Raw genomic sequence first — 20445 nt, forward strand, 5'->3', positions numbered from 1 at the left:
ATGTCATCGTAAAAACAAAGGCAGCGGTAATTCGCTGCCTTTTTTTCATCACTAAAATAGAGAAAATAAAGAAAGGTTAGTCGACAACGACCGCAGTACCACTCGCCGATACCATTAACATTCCATTTCCAGTCCCCAAGACTTCGTAGTCTAAATCCACGCCAACAACCGCATTCGCTCCAATATCACTGGCTTTTTGTTCGAGTTCTTTTAAAGCAATTTCACGTGCTCGTTGAAGCTCACGTTCGTAAGTACCAGAGCGGCCACCCACAATGTCACGAAGTCCTGCAAACATGTCTTTAAACACATTTGCTCCAAGGATCGCTTCGCCAGCGATGACACCTTTGTAGCTGACAATTCTTTTTCCCTCAACCGTTTGAGTCGTTGTTACTATCATTGAATGCTCCTGTGTGAGGATGTTTAAACAAGTAGTTACACCTTAGCAGCAGTTCGAGCATACCGAAAAGCGCTATCAATGAAATCAAAGGTTTTGTCACAATCTGAAAAACAGAAAAGGGGAGCAGTGCTCCCCTTGAGTAGATAATTAAATCAATTACTTAACTGGTGTATAACCATACTCTTCAATCAATAACTGTCCTTCTTTTGAAAGAACATACTTAATGAACTTGTCTGCATTGTCATCGATGTCGTCTTTTTTGTGAAGCAGTAAGAATGGGCGAGCCAATTGGTACTTGCCGTCTGAAATGTTCTTGGTGTTAGCCTCTACTCCTTCAAAGGTAATCGCTTTTATTGAGCGATCTACTGAACCTTCAGAGATAAAACCAATCGCGTGTGGATTGTGGTTTACGATGGTTTTCACCATGCTGTTGCTATTGACGACAAGGTTAGTTGGATTGATGTCTGAAACAGTTCTGTCGTTAATCACACGTGTCAGGCCAAGTAAGCTTTCGAAACTTGCTCGGGTGCCCGAAGATGCTTCACGAGTGACCACAGCGATTTTTTGGTCAGGTCCGCCAATTTGCTTCCAGTTGGTTATTTCGCCTTTGTAGATGTCATACAGTTGCTCACGGCTAACGTTTTGCACCGGGTTAGCCAAGTTTACAACCACCGCTAAGCCATCATAAGCAATTGGGAATACCTCTAGCGACTCGCTGTTTTCTTGCACGGTTAGGAAGCGGCTGCTCATGCCGATATCGGTAGCGCCTTTTTCTAACAAAGTGATGCCCGCGGTAGAGCCAATCCCTTGTACTGCAACGAATGTATCTGAGTTTTGGTTGTTGTATTGCTCTGCTAATACATCCATCACACGAGCGACAGAGGTCGAACCGGATACGTTGACTTCTTCTGCTTGAACATGAGCAAAACTGGCAATAGAGAGTAGGGTGGCTAGGGCAATGCGAAGCATAGTTAACTCCAAATAAAGTAAGAATTTTCCACATCTTATTTCGTTAGTGTGACACTTTTGTGAATTAGCATTGTCTGCTTTGGCGTGAGTTCTCAATTGCATCTAATTGGTGTATGCAACGCTAACAAACTCGTCAAAAAGCAGTTATATTAAAGGTATCTATCGAGAGGAAGGGTGTATGACGTTAATTCAAATGTCGCAGTGCCGCCTAGAGCGGTGCGCAGAAATTGTTTGTAGTAACCGAAACCGCAGTATGCCCGTGGAGCTCGGTAAGTCCCTGTTTGAGATGCTTGAACATGGCGTGCTGTTTTCTAAAGCGCACTACTTACTCGACTCAAAATCTTCCAGCTATACCAGTGCGGTAGCTAAAGTTGAACTTGATGCCAATGATAATAAATGGTTGGTTTATGTGCCCGATGAGCAAGATGGTGAAGCGTGGATACCTTATCCGTTTCTTGGTAAGAGCTCTGATTTAACCGCAGTAATGCGTGAGATTGAGAAAGATCCGAAAGCTTACTTTTGGTGATAAGGCGATGACAACTAGCCGAACCGGCATAAAAAATGGGAGCGTTTGGCTCCCATTTTTACTTTATAGTTCTTGCGCTTAAGAAGCTACTTTTGCGCTTCTTCCGCGTCAGATTTTGCTTCGACAGGTGTTTCAGCAAACACTTCAACAGGTTTAGCAACAAGGCTACGCGTTTCTTGGTTAACGTCTGACAATACCACTTTCAGTGTGTCACCCAGGCGGTACACAACTTCTTTGTCGATAGCGACTGTGCCCGTTTCGTTATTGCTTTCGATGCGCTCTTTATTTGCAACGATAAGCGGATTTGGAATAAACACACCAGCGCCGTTTTCTAGAAGGCGAGCACGCATACCTGCACGGTTAATATCGAAGATTTCCGCAGTAAACTCGGTGCCTGCTTTTGGATCATTCTCTAGCGTACGAGCATACAACCAATCACCAACGGTACGTTCTGCAATCTTGTGATGCTTGCGGTGGATAGCCAGTTCTTCGCCCAGTTCGTCATCTGGTTTTTGTACTGGTTCATTGCCAAGGATAAGTGCTTTTAGAAGACGGTGGTTGACCATGTCGCCGTACTTACGAATAGGTGATGTCCACGTTGCGTAAACGTCTAGACCCATTGCGAAGTGAGCATCAGGCTGATTGCTGATTTCGCTGTATGCTTGGTACTTGCGAATGCGGTTATCTAGGTAGCTAGACTCAAGTGCACCTAAGTCACGACGCAGCGCCGCGAAACCTTCTAGTGTCGAGAGAGATTCTGCTGTGTAAGTTGCTTCTTCTTTATCTTGGTTTACTAGATCAACCACATCTTTAAGCTTGTCTGCTTTGAAGCCAAGGTGAGTATTAAATACCCCGTAACCAAATGCTTTGCTTAGAGCACGGCCGGCACAGATGTTGGCGGTGATCATCGACTCTTCAACCAAACGATTAGCAGTGCGGCGCATGTCAGCGTGGATAGCAACGACGTCGTTATCTTCGCTAAGCTCAAAGCGATAATCTGGATGATCTGGGAATACAACCGCGTGTGTTTCGCGCCAAGTCGCACGTGCTTGTGCAAATTCGCTTAGCTCGCGTACAACGTTAGCAATCTCGTCAGAAGGCTGCCATTTGTCACTGCTGCTAGTTTCTAGCCAATCAGACACATGGTCATAAGCAAGGCGTGCATGTGATTTAATGTTGGCTGCGAAGAAGCGAATGTCATCGCCAATTACGCCGTCAGCGTCTACGGTGACTTGGCAGCAAATCGCAGGGCGAACTTCGTTTTCAATCAGTGAACACAGATCGTCGGCCAAATCACGTGGCAACATTGGGATGTTGCGACCCGGAAGATAGATAGTAAAGCCACGCTCGCGCGCTACTTTATCCATATTATCTTCTGGTGTGATGTAAGCCGTTGGGTCGGCGATAGCGATGGTCAGTTCAAACTGGCCGTTATCGTTTTTCTTAACGTAGAGTGCGTCGTCCATGTCTTTGGTCGACTCACCATCGATAGTGACAAACGGCATCTCAGTGAGATCAACGCGCTCAAGTGCTTCGTCATCTTTAATGTCCCACTGTTCAAGACCTTCTGGCTCGGTATTCGGCAGATCATTTTGAGCCAGTGTTACCCACCATGGTGCGATCTTGTCGTCGGCGTCTGTGATTTTTTCTGTGATTTCTGCAAAGAAGCCGTTGTCACCTTTGAGAGGGTGTCGAATCAATTGAGCAACAACCCAGTCACCTTCTTTTAAATCATCAGACTTAAGGCCTTTGATCGTTTTCGCCTTTAGCGTCAGCTTTTTAAGCTGTGGATGATCTGGAGTAACGTTCAGTTTGCCTTTAAATAGCTTAACGCGGCCAATAAAGCGCGTGACTGCTTGTTCAACTAGCTCTTGAGGCTCTGCCACTTCACGCTCTTTTTCCGTACGAATAATCGCAACGACTTTGTCACCGTGCATACATTTCTTCATGTATGGAGGTGGGATAAAGAAGCTGTTCTTTGCGTCGACTTCGAGGAAACCAAAGCCTTTTTCAGTCGCTTTGATAGTACCTTCTTTTTTCGGAAGGTTTTCTTGAATTTGCTGCTTAAGTTGAGCGAGTAACGGATTGTCTTGGAACATGTGGTGTCTGTAAACCTTTGCTTAAGAGAAGCGAATATTGCGCTGGATTCTATCATTGGAAAGGAATGGCGTCACATACAAGTTGCCGTAAATCCGTGATCAAATAGAAAGGACAATAGTGAGCTGAGATGAGCTTAAACCCTGATGCGCTTAGTTTTTAGATTATAAATGTGTCAATTTGACTACGGTTTATACAGATTTTTGCCAAAGAGGAGAAAATTGTGATGTATTTCAATTTTTTCTGGCTTTTTTTGTGCTTTTAGGGAATAATCCGCCTCCTTGTTTACGTCCCTAGCGGCTTGATGCGATTTGTTACTTGTCCGCATCTGAATGGAATCAGCTCTTAATCGATTGTTTTTAGAGACAATCTGGATCAGTTTGGAATTGGTAGAGCTCGTGGGACCTAGTTATTAATCTAAGAATGGGATCCCAATGACAGATTCTACTATCCAGTTTAGCGATTTAGCGCTGAACGACGCAATCCTTTCTGCTCTTGAAGGAATGGGTTTTGTTTCTCCAACGCCTATCCAAGCTGCAGCTATTCCTCACCTTCTAGAAGGTAAAGACGCGCTAGGTAAAGCACAAACCGGTACTGGTAAAACAGCGGCTTTCTCTCTTCCTCTACTCAACAAGCTAGACCTTGGTCAACGCAAGCCACAGGCTATCGTTCTTGCGCCAACTCGCGAACTTGCGATTCAGGTTGCTGCCGAAGTTAAGAACCTTGGTAAAAACGTTGCTGGTCTTAAAGTTCTAGAGATCTACGGTGGTGCATCTATCGTTGATCAAATGCGTGCACTTAAATCTGGTGCTCACATTGTTGTTGGTACTCCAGGTCGTGTTCAAGACCTTATCAACCGTGACCGTCTACACCTAGACGAAGTACACACGTTTGTTCTTGATGAAGCAGATGAAATGCTAAACATGGGCTTTGTTGATGACGTAACAGAGATCATGGAGCACGCTCCATCAACTGCACAACGCGTACTATTCTCTGCAACTATGCCTCCAATGCTTAAGAAGATCGTTGATCGTTTCTTGCGTGAGCCAGAGTACATCGACGTTGCTGGTAAAAACCACACTGTTGACAAAGTAGAGCAGCAATTCTGGGTTGTTAAAGGCGTAGAAAAAGACGAAGCAATGTCTCGTCTTCTAGAAACAGAAGAAACTGACGCGTCAATCGTATTCGTACGTACCCGCCAAGACACTGAGCGTCTTGCAGACTGGTTATCAGCGCGCGGCTTCAAAGCAGCAGCACTGCATGGTGACATTCCTCAGTCTCAACGTGAGCGCACTGTTGATCACATCAAACAAGGTGTTATTGACATCCTAGTTGCAACTGATGTTGTTGCACGTGGCCTAGACGTTCCACGTATTACACACGTATTCAACTACGACATCCCATTCGATGTTGAGTCTTACATCCACCGTATCGGCCGTACTGGTCGTGCTGGACGTAAAGGTAAAGCGATCCTTCTAGTTCGCACAAACCAAATCCGTATGCTTCGCACTATCGAGCGCGTAACTAAGTCTTCAATGGAAGAAATCCAACTTCCTCTACGTGACAAAGTTGCAGAAGCTCGTCTAGTTAAGCTGGGTGAAGAACTTGCTCAAGAAGCTGAGCACAAGTCACTTGATAAGTTTGCTGAGCTTGTTGAGAAGCTGCAAGAAACTCTAGAGATTGACGCGGCTACACTAGCGGCAATTCTTCTTAAGCGCCAGCAGGGTAAACGTCCATTGTTCTACATTGGTGAAGACCCAATGATCGCTGCTATCGAGCGTGACAAGCAGCGTCGCAAAGAGCGTCGTGACAATCGTGATCGCGACGGTGGTCGTGATGGTGGCCGTAATTTCAACACTCAAGATTGGGATACGTACCAACTTCAAGTGGGTCGCGAGCAAGGCGTTCAAGTTAAAGACATCGTTGGTGCACTAGCAAACGAACTAGGCCTAACTAAAGGTTCTATCGGTGCTATCAAGCTAGATCGTGAATCAACTTACGTTCAGCTTCCAAAAGCAATGACTTCAGATGTTGCTGGTAAGCTACAGAAACTACGTATCCGTCAAAAAGAAGCGGGTGCAGTAGTGGTTGATTTTAACGACTTCCGTGAGCCTCGTGGTCGTCGTGATGGCGGTGGCCGTCGTGATGGTAACCGAGATGGTAACCGAGATGGTAACCGTGGCGGGTACCGTGGCAACCGTGAAGGTGGTGGTAACCGTGAAGGCGGTGGCTACCGTGGTAACCGTGAAGGCAATCGTGAAGGTGGCCGTGGTCGTGGTGACGGTGAGCGTCGTTTTGACCGCAACCGTGGTGGTGACCACCGTGGCAGCCATCGTGGAGAGCGTTCATTCTCACGCGGTAACCGTCGTGACGAAGCTTAATTAAATTTGAGTATTCAAAAATATTTGAAAGCCGAGCGTAAGCTCGGCTTTTTTGTATGATGAATATGCAACGTGTCCGCAAAGCGACTACAATCAAGGGGTGTAGGTGATTAAATTCAACTCATGAATTAAATCCTAGTTTGATCATCATCAATAAATATCATTTTGATACAATCAAAACCTTAAAAGAAAGTTGAATGATTCAAAAAATATTGAATAATATCAATCAATGCTAGGAAGTCATCTTCCATCCATGCTCAATAACAGGATAACCCCCCAATGTCGAATTCGTTTGTTCTTGTCATCAACTCTGGCAGCTCGTCACTAAAGTTTGCAGTGATTGATTCCCAAACTGGTGAAGCTGTACTGTCTGGTCTCGGTGAGTGTTTCGGTCTTCCAGAGTCTCGTATGAGCTGGAAATTCAACGGTGAAAAAACTGAAATCGCAATCGAGGGCGATGACAGCCACCACAAAATTGCTATCGGTAAACTGGTAGGTCTTACTGATGAACTGGGTCTGCAAGAGGGCATTGTAGCAGTCGGTCACCGTATTGTTCACGGTGGTGAGAAGTTCACACAAACTGTACGCATCAACGAAGAAGTAACCGCTGAAATTGAAAAGCTGGCCGATCTTGCGCCACTTCATAACCCAGCGGGTGCAATTGGCATTCGCGCTGCGATGGAAGCGTTCCCGTCACTGCCACAATTCGCAGTATTCGACACTGCATTCCACCAGTCAATGCCGAAACGTGCCTACACGGGCGCTATTGCTAACGAGTTATATACTGACTACGGTATCCGCCGTTACGGCTTCCACGGTACAAGTCACTATTTCGTAAGCCGTGAAGCAGCAAGAATGATCAATAAGCCTGTAGAGCAATCTAGCTTTATCTCTGTACACCTTGGCAATGGTGCATCTGTATGTGCAATTAACAATGGTGAGTCTGTAGATACGTCAATGGGCTTTACTCCGCTTTCTGGCCTTATGATGGGCACCCGTTGTGGTGACTTAGATCCAGGCATCATTGAGTACCTTCTTAAGAAAGGTTGGTCACAAGACAAAGTCTTTAACGCGCTTAACAAGGAGTCTGGCTTCCTAGGTGTGTCTGGTCTTACGAGCGATGCTCGTGGCATTCTAGAAGCCATGGAGCAAGGTCACGAAGGCGCTGCGCTCGCATTCCAAGTGTTTACTTACCGCGTATCTAAGTACATTGCATCATACCTAGCAGCTCTAGATTCATTCGATGGCATCATCTTTACGGGTGGTATCGGTGAGAACTCGATGCTAATTCGCCGCGAGATCTTAAACAACCTGAAACTTCTAGGTTTTAAAGAAGATGTGAAAGGCAACGAAGACGCTCGCTTTGGTAATGCTGGTGTTATCGCTAAGTCTGAAATGCTAAATGCAGTAGCGATGGTTATCCCAACTAACGAAGAGTTTGTGATTGCTCAGCAGTCGGTTGAATTGCTGTAAAAGACATTAAACGATGAAATTGAAAGCGAGCTTAGTGCTCGCTTTTTTGTTTATGATTAGATCGGTTTGATGTAGGGCAAAGTAGACCATAGAGACGATAGAAGCGGCTAAGAACCTTGCTGAACGATATCTCGTGCGGCTTGCAATCCCATTTGATACCCAGCTTCAAGTTTTTCTTTGTTTGTCGTGAGCCTTCTTACAGAGAAGCTCTCGTTAGGCGTAATTACATTAATGGTGCAACCCTTTGGAGGATTATTAATAAATGCCATCGTTTGGTTGTATTGTTCAGCACGATTAATCATTGTCTCCGCGAGCTGTGGTGTGTTTCTCATAAGCTGGCGCAGTACCCAAGGTGCATTTGGGGGACGCTTCATATAGCCTTGCTTTTGAGACAGGATCACTGTGATCTCTCTCGCGCCTTTTTTGTATGCCTCTACAACTGGGATAGAGTCAGCTACTCCGCCATCAATCATTTTTCGGCCTTCGAAACTGATAGGGGTTCGGTAAGCAACAGGCAGTGAACACGATGCTTTGAGTATGCTTTCCAAATTACTCTCAGTGCCTAATGTATAAACGGGAGAGCCCGTTGTGATATCTGTGGTCACGATATGGAAAGGGGTCGACTGTTGTTTAAAAGCTTGCATGTCATAGGGGTAGTGCAACGCAATATGATCCCATAACCAGTCGAGATCTAGCCAATGGCCACCTCTGGCAAATTTACCGAAGTTGATAAACTCAGGCCGACAAGAGTAGTCGGAAATGATGGTATAGGTTCGCCCACGCTGATTAGAGAGCCAAGAAGCGATATTGGTCGCGCCCGCCGACACTCCAATGCAAAAATCAAATGGGTTATAGTTGTGGTCGATAAAACCGTCCAAAACCCCGGCAGCAAATATGCCTCGCATTGCGCCGCCTTCAACCACCAAAGCGTGCTTTGTTTTGAGTGTCATCTATATTTGTTTCCCTTACTATTTTTCTGATCCCTGGTTGCCCCTTTTACCCCAACAAGTTGGTTATTGAGAAGCTAAACTGTCGCCGAGTTTGTGGTCATTTGTGTCGATACCCTGATGTAACATATCAAAAAATGGGTGATTTGCTCTATTAAAAATTAGCTTCTTTGGAGGTGATAAGCACGATAACCTGTCGTTATTCCACAGCTGACTCCTAGCCTTGACTCCACACAAGGCACGGCTAAGCTTATGATGTTCAAGTAACAAATCGATTGATTAGTGAATCTGATAACACATGGAGCGGTTATGTCATTTGCCCCTATCGCAAACAATGTTAGTGAACTCATCGGTCATACCGATCTAGTTCGAATCAATAGTCTTTCCGAAATATCCGGCAGTGACATTCTTCTTAAATGTGAACATCAAAACCCTGGAGGCTCGATAAAAGATAGGGCGGCGCTGCAACTTGTGAAAGATGCGATTGATAGCGGCGAACTCAAACCAGGCATGACCATAGTCGAGGGTACAGCAGGTAATACCGGTATTGGGTTGGCATTGGTGGCCAAGTCGATGGGGTACAAAATGTTGGTGGTTATGCCAAAAGGGCAAGCGCATTGGTGCTGAACGTGAAGACTATTGGTGGGCAAATCAGTTTGAAAACTTAAGCAACTACCGAGCTCATTATCTGCATACCGGCCCAGAAATCTGGCAGCAAACTGAGGGTAAGATTGACGCTCTTGTTACCGTTGCTGGAACGGGGGGAACCATTGCTGGAAACTCTCATTATCTATCCCAGCAAAAGCCAAGCTGCAAAACCTGGTTAGTCGATCCTGACGGTTCGGGTATTTACTCTTTTCTGAAGTCTGGACAGCATCAGTCAAATGGCAGCTCCTTTACTGAAGGCATTGGTATCATGCGGGAAGTGGAGAACTTTAGGCAGGCTAAAATCAATCACGCTATCACACTGCCGGACCAGGACTTAGTGACAATATCGCGCTTAGTCTCGGATCATGACGGTATTCTCTTGGGAAGCAGCTCAGCACTGAATGTAGCCGGGGCTCTCTATGCAGCAGCAAGAATGGGTAAAGGAAAGACGATCGTTACTTTCAGTTGCGATCTTGCTGAGCGCTCATACTCCAAGTTATACAATGAAGAGTTTTTGCAGGCTAAGGAAATCGAACTCAACAAAGAGACTCTGGCTGATATATGGTCTCGCTACCAAATGGAAGATGGTAGCATGGTGGTTAACGTTTAACGCTTAGAAACGTGTCGCAACTCATAACCGGCATTTCATGCCGGTTAAGCGGTTACTTTGCCTGTTAAGTACAGTGCACGTAGCACTCTGATAAGCTCAAGATGCGTCTCATACTGCTCTAATTGGCGAAGCCGTTCATAAATAAACTCTACTGATAATTAAGAATCATTAGAAGCAACGACAAACTTGAGTTTTGGTTGAAAAACACAGTGAGCCACCTATCTTGAGATTATGGAAAAGCTTGAGATTATGGAAAAGCTACTTTTAACTTCATAGGGCGCGTTAAATACACTATCCATTTTCTTGACTCACTTGTTATTCGCATTAGTCAAGAATCTACCCGAAGCAGTTTGATTCGGGTTTTTTTTTATATTCCTGACTATTAGCTTCACATTGATTTAGTGAACAAAGTCGATCTCTGTAGCAAATTTGAACAAGTTTTTTCTGTAATCATTTCCTCAACTTGTAATTGAGAGAGCAATCACAGCAAGCCTCGGCTGTCCATATTATTGTTTTTACAAAATAGAGCAATTGCTCTAATTAAATTTTATTATGGAAGGAAACAGCAATGAAAAAGGCAATGAAGTTACTTAGCGGGGCAGTGATCCTGGTGTCGCCAATAGCACACGCTCACGGCATTCATGACGGGCTATCAGTCTCGCTATTGAGTGGTTTTTTCCACCCTTTCCTTGGGCTGGATCATCTATTGATCTTGCTTGCTATGGGCGTTGCTAGCCAAATGTCTTGTTTTGATAAGTTAAAAGGCGGGTCTTTTATTATTGCAGCTCTTTGCATGATGGGTGCTGGCTTCGTATTTGGACTATGGTGGGAGGCCAGCAGTCTGATGGAAACCTTGATATTAAGCTCCGTTTTCGTCGCAGGGTTTGCTGTCTGGATGCTTAACTCGGGCTCTTGGCTGGCGAAAGCACTAGTGACTGCGTCATTGTTCGCGGTATCGATTCATGGTTGGGCACACGGCGTTGAAGTGGGTCATGCGTCTCTAGCTACATTTGCCATTGGGATGTTGATGGGATCGGCTGTCATCATGGGACTAGGTAGTCAATTGGTGAAGTTGGTGTCGTCACAAAAATTGGCAGCGGTCATAGTGAGTTGTGGTGTATTGTTCGGCGTTATTGGCTAGAGGGGAAGGGTGATGTCAGATTTCAAAGTCATGGAAATTAAAGAGAGTGTGTTTGACAACAATGATCGTCAAGCCGATTTGTTAAGAGACTCTCTAAAAGAACGCAAGCTGTTTCTTCTCAACCTAATGTCGTCCCCAGGCTCCGGTAAAACCACGACCTTAGTTCGTACGTTAGAGCATATCAAACACAACATTCGTGTTGGCGTAATGGAAGCGGATATCGACTCGGATGTTGATGCTCAAACTATTGCTAAGCAAGGCGTCAAAGTAATCCAGCTTCATACTGGCGGCATGTGTCACTTAGACGCTGATATGACCGCACAGGGGTTGGAGGGACTACAAGCCAATGAACTCGACTTGGTCATACTAGAGAATGTAGGCAACCTAGTTTGTCCCGCTGAGTTTGACACTGGGGCAGTAAAAAACGCGATGATTTTGAGCCTACCAGAAGGAGACGATAAGCCTCTTAAATACCCGCTGATGTTCTCTATCTGTGATGTGTTGCTGATCAATAAAATCGATACTTTAGAGTACTTTGACTTCGATTTAGACGCTGTCATAGAGCGCGCTAAAGCACTTAATCCTGAGATTGAAATCTTTGCTATTTCTGCTAAAACTGGCGCAGGGATAGCGGATTGGACAGGGTGGTTACGTCAGCAAGTGAGTGATTGGAATGCTAACTAAGGGGCGAGGCGATGGAACAGGTAGTAAAGCAGAAGGTAATCTCATACGCGAATAAGATCAGTATGGTCAAAGATGGCTCGAAACGCGCTGTGACAGCATCGGATCCTGAGTACCGAATTTTTGAACCCATAATGAGTGAGGCGATGGCTGAGGTGGGACTGGCACTGGAGTTAAAACAGCCATTGAGCGCGGAAGAAGTTGCCAACAAATGTGGAAAGTCTGTCGAAGAAACGGAGATTCTACTTTGGGATCTGGCGGTTATAGGCGCTGCATTTGTCAATAACATCGATGGCGTAGATAAGTACTGGCATGATGTGTGGGTACCGGGCCATATGGAGATGGTGGTCAATAACAAAGCTCTTATTGAGCAACATCCACAGCTTGGCAAAGCGTTTGATGACTTTGGTAAGAAGCGCGGTCCTATGGCCGCAGGTAATGTTCCGATTGGTAAAGGGCCGATGCGGGTTATTCCCATCGAAACCGCGATTGACGGAGATACTAGGAGCGCTTCTTATGAAGAGGTGTCGAAATACCTAGATGACAACCACGTGTTCTCGCTGTCAGATTGTGCATGTCGAGCATCACGTGAAGCTCAAGGTGAGGGTTGCGGGCATATCAAAGACGACATTTGTATCCAGATGGGGCATGCCGCCGAGTACTACATTCGCACTGGCAGAGGCAAAGAAATCTCCCGAGATGAAGCCAAGGCGGTACTGCGTAAAGCCGAAGACAATGGCTTGATGCACCAAATCCCAAACTTTGACGGCTCCGGAGAAACCCACGCCATCTGCAACTGTTGTGGATGTGGCTGTTTTGCTTTGCGGTTGGCAGAGCAGTGGCAAAACCCCGACATGATCCGCTCTAACTATGTGGTGAAGATTGATGAGACCAAATGTGTGGCGTGCGGAGAGTGTGTCGAGACCTGCCCAACTAACGCGCTTAGACTGGGGCAGAAGCTTTGTGCCACGCAGCCAAAAATTAGGAATGACCGAGAACTTCCATACACCAATGAGTGGGGAGACGATAAGTTTAATCCCGATTATCGTGTGAATCGTCAGGTCGCCAATGACGATGGCTCTGCGCCGTGTAAAGCGGGTTGTCCAGCTCATATCGGTATACAGGGCTACATTAAATTAGCGTCGCAAGGCAGATATATTGAAGCTCTCGAGCTGATCAAGCAAGAAAACCCCCTGCCAGCGGTGTGTGGCCGTATTTGCCCACGCAATTGTGAGTCTGAATGTACTCGCGGAGATATTGATGATCCCGTTGCCATCGACGATATTAAAAAATTTATCGCGCAGCAAGACTTAGACTCAGACACTCGTTATATCCCAACTAAGCGCCATAACTACACCGATAAGAAAATCGCCGTAGTAGGCAGCGGCCCTGCTGGTTTGTCATGTGCGTATTTCCTAGCGGTTGAAGGCTATAGTGTGACCGTATTTGAGAAGCAGCCTGTCTTGGGTGGCATGCTAACGCTTGGGATCCCTTCTTATCGCTTAGAGAAGAATGTGATTGAGGCGGAAATCGATGTACTCAGGGAGCTAGGCGTAGAGTTTCGCACTGGTGTCGACATTGGGCACTCGGTCACGCTGGAACAGTTGCGTCAGCAAGGCTATCGCGCGTTCTATTTAGCGATTGGTGCCCAAAAAGGCAAAGCGTTGCCAATTGATGGAGCCAATGCGAAAGGCGTGATGACGGGCGTCGAGTTTCTGCGAGATATCAATCTTGGTCATCCTTCGACAATTGCAGGCAAAGTTGTGGTTATTGGCGGCGGGAATGTCGCAATTGATGTTGCGCGAACGGCAGTGAGAACAGAAGTCGAAGACGTTGCGATGTACTGCTTGGAAAGTCGAGTAACAATGCCCGCTCATGGAGAGGAAATCACTGACGCACTGGACGAAGGCATCACAATCAACAACGGTTGGGGGCCGTCACGTATTGTGAGCGAAGAAGGTAAGGTCACTGGCGTGGTATTCAAACGCTGTTTGTCGGTGATGGATGCTGAAGGGCGATTTGCCCCTGTGTTTGACGATAGCGAAGTTCGCTATGTGAAAGCGGATCGTGTTTTGATTTCCGTCGGACAGGCCATTGACTGGGGCGAGTTATTGAACGGTAGTGATGTTTCAGTTGCGCCAAATCAACAAGTGCTGGCTGATGAGGTGACCTACCAAACGGCACAGCCAGATATTTTTGTCGGTGGTGATGCGTTAACGGGCCCAAGGTTTGCCATTGATGCGATTGCACAAGGGAAAGAGGGAGCGATCTCCATTCATCGTTATGTTCAACCTGGTCAAAGTCTTCGTCTTGGCAGGTTAGAGCGAGCTTACACCCCATTTGATAAGTCGAATGTTCAATTGGCTGGCTATGACATGGCGCCTCGTCAAACTTTGCACCATGTCGACGGTGCTCAGTCTCGAAATACGTTCCGTGATTTGCGTGGCAACCTGACGCCTGAACAGGTGCAAAAAGAGGCAGAGCGTTGTTTAGGCTGTGGTGTAGTGACTGCGGATGATTTCATGTGTGTAGGCTGCGGCTCTTGTACAACCAAGTGTAAGTTTGGCGCTATCTCTTTGGTGAGAGCTTATGATGCTGAGGGAAGCGAACTGCGAGATGCACGTAAGCAAATTATCAAGTACGCCATCAAGCGCAAAGTGAAAGTGACTATGTATAAGCCAATCAAAAGAATCAAATCATTGATGCCGATTGGGTAATCTAGTTAAGTTAATTTTGCTGGCAGTCGAGAGGTTGCCAGCTAATAAGGAGTTGTTATGCATGAACTAGGTGTCGTCATTGAAGTAGTGAAAACGGTGCAGCGCTTTGCTAAGCAGCATCAGGTTACTACCGTAGATACCATAGTGCTGCAAATTGGTGAGCTATCATCGATGATTCCCAAGTACGTGGAGGCGTGTTATCCCGTCGCCGTGGACGGCACCGAGCTGGAACAGACCAAATTAGACATTGAGATCATTGAAGCGAATGCGCGCTGCAGGGATTGTGGGCAGGTTTTTGCTGTATTGAAAAATCATTCCATTTGCCCGGAATGTCGGAGTAAAGAGTGGGGACTACTATCCGGTAAGGAGTTCAATATTAAACAAATATTGGCGTGTTGAGAGAGGTGGTGGTACAAAATAGCAGCGTAACAAAATGACGATGTAAGGGAGTACCATGTCAAAAACGATCCTTAAAGGTCATATCGAGGTGCCGGAAGATGAGCTTTCGGTCGTGATAGAAGCGCTGCACAAACACAGAGCGCTGACCTATGCTGAACCTGGCTGTTTAGTGTTTACGGTAGAGCAGGATGTTAAACAACCAACTCGATTCAGTGTTTACGAAGAGTTCGTAGACAAAGCCGCATTTGAGCATCACCAAGCCCGCGTTGCTGACTCTGATTGGGGACGAGTGACGGGGAACGTAAAGCGTTTCTATGAAGTAATCACTGATGAAGAATTTGAGCCAGTGTGATTTTTGATTGAGGCACTCTGTTGAGTGCTTTACATATAGCGCTTGATGCCTGAACAAGTGTATTTAAATCAACACTAGTATCAATGCCTAATCCATGGCAGAGGTATATCACATCTTCTGTCGCGATATTACCACTAGCACCCGGTGCATAGGGGCAACCTCCCAAACCAGCAATGCTACTATCAATGGTGTCAATCCCCATAGTCAGCGCCTGATAGATATTAGCAAGGGCTTGGCCATAAGTATCGTGAAAATGAACGGCGAGATCAGATAGAGAGACACGAGCAGAAACGGCTTCTATCATGTTCGCGATACGCAGCGGTGTACCTGAACCGATGGTGTCACCCAGCGATATTTGGTAGCAGCCCAAGTCGTACATGGCTTTGGCTATATCTGCAACCATGTTTGGGGAGGTTGCGCCTTCATAAGGACAATCGGCTACACAAGATAGGTAGCCACGCACTTTGATATTGTGCTGTTGAGCTAACGCGATAACAGGTTCAAAACGTGCCAAGCTTTCGGCGATAGAGCAATGAATGTTGTTTTGGCTAAAGGACTCTGAGGCAGAGGCAAATACTGCAATTTCGTCCGCCCTTGCTTCTAATGCTGCTTCTAGCCCTCTAACATTGGGAGTGAGAGCAGAATAGATGATACCGGGCCGACGTTGAATGTTTGAGAACACTCTATCTGAATCGGCCATTTGCGGAACACGTTTGGGCGAAACAAAGGCACCAGCCTCGATATAGCGAAGGCCTGATTGTGATAGCGAATCAATAAGGGAGACCTTAGCCTCTAGCGAGACTTTGGGTTCATTTTGAAGGCCGTCTCTTGCGCCAACTTCGACAATGTTAACGGACTCTGGCAGCGTCATTTTCATGGTTCATCTACCTTTTTCATGGCTCATCTACCGTAGCACTCCAATCAGGCGGTACTTTGTCAAAAAAGGCATTGAGACCATGTTGACCCTGGACTGAGACTCGCGCATTGGCTATCACCGCCGCTGTTTGGTGAATAAGCGACGGATCAATCGCAGTAGTACATTGCCGGATTAGCGCCTTAGTGTCACGAATGGCATTCGGGCTGTTAGCAAGTACACTGTTGATGAGCTGAACTAGTACCTGCTTTTGCTCATTGATGTCACAGATTTGGTGGTAAAGCCCTAACTCTAGTGAGGTTTGAGCCGATATCTTTTCTGCGCTTAACATATAGCGACGGGCAGCTCGCGCGCCAATCGCGCGGATAGCGTAAGGCGCGATGGTCGCTGGCACTAAGCCAAGTTTTACTTCACTAAAACAGGCGATACTTAAAGGCTCGGCAATAACAATATCGCAACAGCAGATAAGACCTAATGCACCGCCAAAAGCGCACCCTTGTACCGCTGCAATGGTTGGAATCGGCAGTTCATCGAGCGTAGACATCAATAAGGCAAGCTGCTCGGCATCGGCAAGGTTGTCCTTATAGCTGCACTTGGCCATTGATTTCATCCAATTGAGATCCGCACCTGCAGAGAAGTGTTTGCCTTTGCCTCTTAGTACTACGCAGCGTACAGACGGGTTTTCTTGAATCGAATGCAATGCTCCGATCAGCGCTTGGATGGTCTCCGAAGAAAACGCGTTGCCCTTTTCTGGGCGATTGAGCGTTATTGAGGCTACGCCCAAGTCAGTAACGTTCACTATTAGCTGTTCGCTCATCGTGTTGCCTCACATTCTGAAGATACCAAACTCGCTGTCAGGTATTGGTGCGTTCAACGCGGCGTTTAGCGCTTGGCTGAGAACATGTCGCGTCTGTTTTGGGTCAATAATGCCATCATCCCAAAGTCTTGCGCTGGCATAGTAGGGACTACCTTCGCGCTCATAATTGTCAACGATGTTCCGTTTGAATGCCTGCTCTTGAGCGAGATCCCATTCGATCCCTTGGCGCTGCTTAACATCGTGCTTCACTTGAGCCAACACGTTAGCCGCTTGCATACCACCCATTACCGAGATGCGAGCATTCGGCCAGATCCACATCATAGTGGGATCGTAAGCTCGGCCGCACATGCCATAGTTGCCAGCACCATAGGAGCCACCAATAATCACGGTGAACTTGGGAACATCTGCGCAGGATACTGCCATAACAAGCTTCGCTCCATGCTTGGCAATGCCACCTTCTTCAGCTTGTTTGCCCACCATAAATCCAGTGATGTTTTGTAGAAACACCAGCGGGATCTTTCGTTTCGCACACAGCTCAACAAAGTGCGCGCCTTTTTGTGCTGACTCAGAAAACAAAATACCGTTGTTAGCAACAATACCAATAAGCCTCCCGTCAATTCGCGCAAACCCGCAAACAAGCGTGGTACCAAACAGTGCCTTAAATTCATCAAAATCTGAGTCATCAACAAGTCGTGCGATTACCTCGCGAACATCAAACGAAAGACGCAAATCACGGTTGACGATGCCATACAGTTCTTCAGTATCGTATTTCGGTAAAGTCGCTTGGTGTGACTCTTGTGATGGAAACAGCTGACCGGTATTCGAGATGGCTTGTCTCGCGATCTCTAAAGCTTGGTGCTCATTATCAGCATAGTAATCGGCAACACCGGATTTCTTACAGTGTACATCGGCACCACCAAGGGCTTCTTCTGACACTTGTTCGCCTGTCGCAGCCTTTACCAATGGGGGGCCAGCTAGGAAGATAGTACTTTGCTGTTTGACCATAATGGCGACATCAGCCATAGCAGGAACATAAGCGCCGCCAGCAGTGCAAAGTCCGAGCACAACGGCGATTTGGGGAATACCTTTGGCGGACATACGTGCTTGATTAAAGAAGATACGCCCAAAGTGCTCCTTATCAGGAAAGACTTCAGCTTGATGCGGGAGATTAGCTCCGCCAGAGTCTACCAAATAGACGCAGGGCAGTTGGCATTTAGCGGCTATCTCTTGGGCTCTGAGGTGCTTTTTAACCGTCAGCGGATAATAGGTACCGCCTTTTACGGAAGGATCGTTAGCGATCACCATGCAGAGTATACCGCTGACTTTGCCAATCCCAGCGACAACGCCAGCGCAATGAATCGCCTCATCGTACACTTCCCAAGCGGCAAATTGGCCGACTTCGAGAAACTCTGAATCATGGTCGAGTAGGGAGGTAATGCGTTCACGCACGGGAAGCTTACCTTTTTTTCTTTGGTGTTCGATGGCCTTTTCTCCGCCGCCCTGTTTGATTTGTGCAACTCTCGTTTCCATCTCTTCGACAAGCGTGTTCATTGCCCCCATATTGTCATGATAGAGTTCAGAGTCGCGTTTAATCTTAGTGACTATCTGTGGCATAAGTGCTCCTTATATCGATTCGTCAAACAGTTCACGGCCAATGAGCATGCGACGTATTTCTGAAGTGCCCGCACCAATCTCGTAGAGCTTAGCATCTCTAAGTAGACGACCTGCAGGGTAGTCATTGATGTAGCCGTTTCCGCCAAGCAGTTGAATCGCATCGAGCGCCATTTGGGTAGCGAGTTCTGCGGTGTAGAGAATAACGCCAGCCGAGTCCTTGCGAGTAACATCGCCTCTATCGCAGGCACTAGCAACAGCATAAAGGTAAGCACGCGCAGCATTACAGCGTGTATACATATCAGCGAGTTTGGCTTGTACTAATTGAAACTCGCCAATGGCCTTGCCAAACTGCTTACGTTCATGAACATAAGGAACCACTAAATCTAAGCAAGCCTGCATGATCCCGAGTGGGCCAGCCGCGAGTACAACACGCTCGTAATCGAGGCCACTCATCAATACTTCAACGCCACGATTGACGTCCCCTAACACGTTCTCAATAGGGACTTTGCAGTCCTGGAATACCAATTCACAGGTGTTTGAGCCGCGCATGCCGAGCTTATCCATTTTTTGAGCGTGGCTAAATCCATCAAACTGTTTCTCGATAATGAAGGCGGTAATACCATGTTGAGCCGCGTTAGGGTCGGTTTTCGCGTAGACAACCAACACATCAGCATCGGGACCATTGGTGATCCACATTTTACTGCCATTCAGAATGAAGTGGTCGTCGTAGCGTTCGGCTCTAAGCTGCATGCTGATGACATCTGAACCAGCGTTGGCTTCACTCATGGCAAGTGCACCGACGTGGGAACCTTCAACCAGCTTAGGCAGATATTTATCCTTTTGAGCCTGACTTCCGTTTCGGAAAATTTGATTCACACAGAGGTTGGAATGAGCGCCATAGGAGAGAGCGATGGAAGCGGATGCGCGGCTAATTTCCTCCAGAGCCACTACATGAGCCAAATAGCCCATATCTGCGCCACCATATTGTTCGCTCACTGTTACGCCAAGGAGACCCATATCGCCGAGTTTCGGCCACAGTGGGTTGGGAAAGGCGTTGTCGTGGTCAATGTCGCTCGCAATTGGAGCGATGCATTCGCGAGCAAACCCGCTTACATGATCACGAAGTAAATTGATGGATTCGTCCAAGCCAAAGTCCATGGCGCGATAATGAGTGAACATGGTTCCTCCTCATACTGGACATGGACTTAACTTTGGGTACTTACGGAGTTACTTCGCTTTAGCGAGTGCTGCCTCACAGCGTTCGCGCGCCGTTGTTAAGTCTTCCAGTAATGTATTGATGTCGTCGAGCTGGCGTTTGAGTACCGCTTCCTTCTCATCAATGATTTTCAGCATTTTGGTTAGCTGGTCATCTTCTTGATGGGTGTCGTACAGCTCGAACAGTTCCCTGATCTCCGCAAGAGAAAAGCCGAGGCGTTTCCCGCGCAGAATTAGCTTTAAACGTATTTTGTCGCGACGTTGATAGACGCGCATGGTGCCTTTTCGGTCCGGTTGGATCAGCCCCTCATCTTCGTAAAAACGGATACTTCTTGTGGTGATATCAAATTCTTTTGCCAGTTCACTGATCTTATAGGTGTCCACGTTACAACTCTCCGGGGGCTAGGTTCTAGGGTCTGGGGTCTTAATCCACACATGCTCAACCACTGTTGTTCACAATCGCTGTGATTATTGAGTCAGGTTCTAAATTTGTTTCTTTACGTTTACGTAAATGTTAGTGCTATGCTTACTAAAACGTCAAGCTAATCGTTGAGAACTCCAGTACATCGAGTTCCAAAGAGGAGGGC

General features: G+C 46.8%; 17 protein-coding genes and 1 pseudogene. 9 read left to right on the forward strand and 9 right to left on the reverse strand.

Annotation, left to right across the window (positions count from 1 at the left end; translation table 11 throughout):
* Window positions 1-76: 76 nt before the first annotated feature.
* Both L4C42_RS05755 and L4C42_RS05760 read right to left on the reverse strand, forming a co-directional pair.
* Window positions 77-397 carry a heavy metal-binding domain-containing protein gene (locus tag L4C42_RS05755; RefSeq protein WP_112462795.1) on the reverse strand — a complete coding sequence of 107 codons (321 nt, stop codon included), beginning with the start codon at window positions 395-397 and terminating at the stop codon, window positions 77-79.
* Between the two features lie 156 nt (window positions 398-553).
* Window positions 554-1366, reverse strand: a complete 813-nt coding sequence (locus L4C42_RS05760) for a phosphate ABC transporter substrate-binding protein (protein WP_353499170.1) — start codon at window positions 1364-1366, stop codon at window positions 554-556.
* A 178-nt stretch (window positions 1367-1544) separates the two neighbouring features.
* Here L4C42_RS05760 and L4C42_RS05765 point away from each other — a divergent pair, with 178 nt between their 5' ends.
* The gene (locus L4C42_RS05765; RefSeq protein ID WP_353499171.1) at window positions 1545-1892 is read left to right on the forward strand and encodes a DUF3024 domain-containing protein; all 348 of its coding nucleotides are present in this window, start codon (window positions 1545-1547) and stop codon (window positions 1890-1892) included.
* Between the two features lie 86 nt (window positions 1893-1978).
* Here L4C42_RS05765 and rnb read toward each other — a convergent pair whose 3' ends face one another.
* Window positions 1979-3991 (reverse strand): exoribonuclease II, encoded by a 2013-nt coding sequence (rnb, locus tag L4C42_RS05770; RefSeq protein ID WP_353499172.1) that lies wholly within the window; start codon window positions 3989-3991, stop codon window positions 1979-1981.
* Window positions 3992-4423: 432 nt separating this feature from the next.
* Here rnb and L4C42_RS05775 point away from each other — a divergent pair, with 432 nt between their 5' ends.
* A complete protein-coding gene (locus tag L4C42_RS05775; protein WP_353499173.1) occupies window positions 4424-6370 on the forward strand; it encodes a DEAD/DEAH box helicase in 1947 nt (648 codons plus the stop codon).
* Between the two features lie 279 nt (window positions 6371-6649).
* Complete coding sequence (locus L4C42_RS05780) at window positions 6650-7843, forward strand: acetate/propionate family kinase (RefSeq protein WP_353499174.1); 1194 nt, start codon at window positions 6650-6652, stop codon at window positions 7841-7843.
* Between the two features lie 107 nt (window positions 7844-7950).
* Here L4C42_RS05780 and L4C42_RS05785 read toward each other — a convergent pair whose 3' ends face one another.
* On the reverse strand, window positions 7951-8793 hold the full coding sequence (locus L4C42_RS05785) for a patatin-like phospholipase family protein (protein ID WP_353499175.1): 843 nt from the start codon (window positions 8791-8793) through the stop codon (window positions 7951-7953).
* Between the two features lie 306 nt (window positions 8794-9099).
* Here L4C42_RS05785 and L4C42_RS05790 point away from each other — a divergent pair.
* From L4C42_RS05790 to L4C42_RS05815, 6 genes and pseudogenes are all read left to right on the forward strand, one after another.
* Window positions 9100-10048, forward strand: a pseudogene (locus tag L4C42_RS05790) (cysteine synthase A).
* Between the two features lie 568 nt (window positions 10049-10616).
* Complete coding sequence (locus tag L4C42_RS05795) at window positions 10617-11189, forward strand: HupE/UreJ family protein (RefSeq protein ID WP_353499177.1); 573 nt, start codon at window positions 10617-10619, stop codon at window positions 11187-11189.
* A gap of 12 nt (window positions 11190-11201) precedes the next feature.
* Window positions 11202-11873 carry a hydrogenase nickel incorporation protein HypB gene (hypB, locus tag L4C42_RS05800; protein ID WP_429759759.1) on the forward strand — a complete coding sequence of 224 codons (672 nt, stop codon included), beginning with the start codon at window positions 11202-11204 and terminating at the stop codon, window positions 11871-11873.
* Between the two features lie 11 nt (window positions 11874-11884).
* Window positions 11885-14587, forward strand: a complete 2703-nt coding sequence (locus tag L4C42_RS05805) for an FAD-dependent oxidoreductase (protein ID WP_429759761.1) — start codon at window positions 11885-11887, stop codon at window positions 14585-14587.
* A gap of 57 nt (window positions 14588-14644) precedes the next feature.
* Entirely contained in the window at window positions 14645-14986 is a 342-nt protein-coding gene (gene hypA / locus L4C42_RS05810) for a hydrogenase maturation nickel metallochaperone HypA (protein ID WP_353499180.1), read from the forward strand.
* A 55-nt stretch (window positions 14987-15041) separates the two neighbouring features.
* Window positions 15042-15338, forward strand: coding sequence for a putative quinol monooxygenase (locus L4C42_RS05815; RefSeq protein WP_429759764.1), 297 nt, complete (start codon window positions 15042-15044; stop codon window positions 15336-15338).
* Here the strand turns inward: L4C42_RS05815 and L4C42_RS05820 are convergent.
* The 5 genes from L4C42_RS05820 to L4C42_RS05840 form a co-directional block, all read right to left on the reverse strand.
* Window positions 15310-16209 (reverse strand): hydroxymethylglutaryl-CoA lyase, encoded by a 900-nt coding sequence (locus L4C42_RS05820; protein ID WP_353500193.1) that lies wholly within the window; start codon window positions 16207-16209, stop codon window positions 15310-15312. The two genes, L4C42_RS05815 and L4C42_RS05820, sit on opposite strands and share 29 nt — an antisense overlap.
* A gap of 22 nt (window positions 16210-16231) precedes the next feature.
* Complete coding sequence (locus tag L4C42_RS05825) at window positions 16232-17029, reverse strand: enoyl-CoA hydratase-related protein (protein ID WP_429759766.1); 798 nt, start codon at window positions 17027-17029, stop codon at window positions 16232-16234.
* Between the two features lie 9 nt (window positions 17030-17038).
* Window positions 17039-18589 (reverse strand): carboxyl transferase domain-containing protein, encoded by a 1551-nt coding sequence (locus L4C42_RS05830; RefSeq protein WP_418643009.1) that lies wholly within the window; start codon window positions 18587-18589, stop codon window positions 17039-17041.
* 63 nt (window positions 18590-18652) lie between these two features.
* A complete protein-coding gene (locus L4C42_RS05835; protein ID WP_353499184.1) occupies window positions 18653-19822 on the reverse strand; it encodes an isovaleryl-CoA dehydrogenase in 1170 nt (389 codons plus the stop codon).
* A 48-nt stretch (window positions 19823-19870) separates the two neighbouring features.
* Complete coding sequence (locus L4C42_RS05840; protein WP_112462770.1) at window positions 19871-20242, reverse strand: MerR family transcriptional regulator; 372 nt, start codon at window positions 20240-20242, stop codon at window positions 19871-19873.
* Window positions 20243-20445: the final 203 nt, after the last annotated feature.

Origin of the sequence: Vibrio wakamikoensis (genome assembly GCF_050337275.1) — a bacterium.
Taxonomy (GTDB): domain Bacteria; phylum Pseudomonadota; class Gammaproteobacteria; order Enterobacterales; family Vibrionaceae; genus Vibrio; species Vibrio chaetopteri.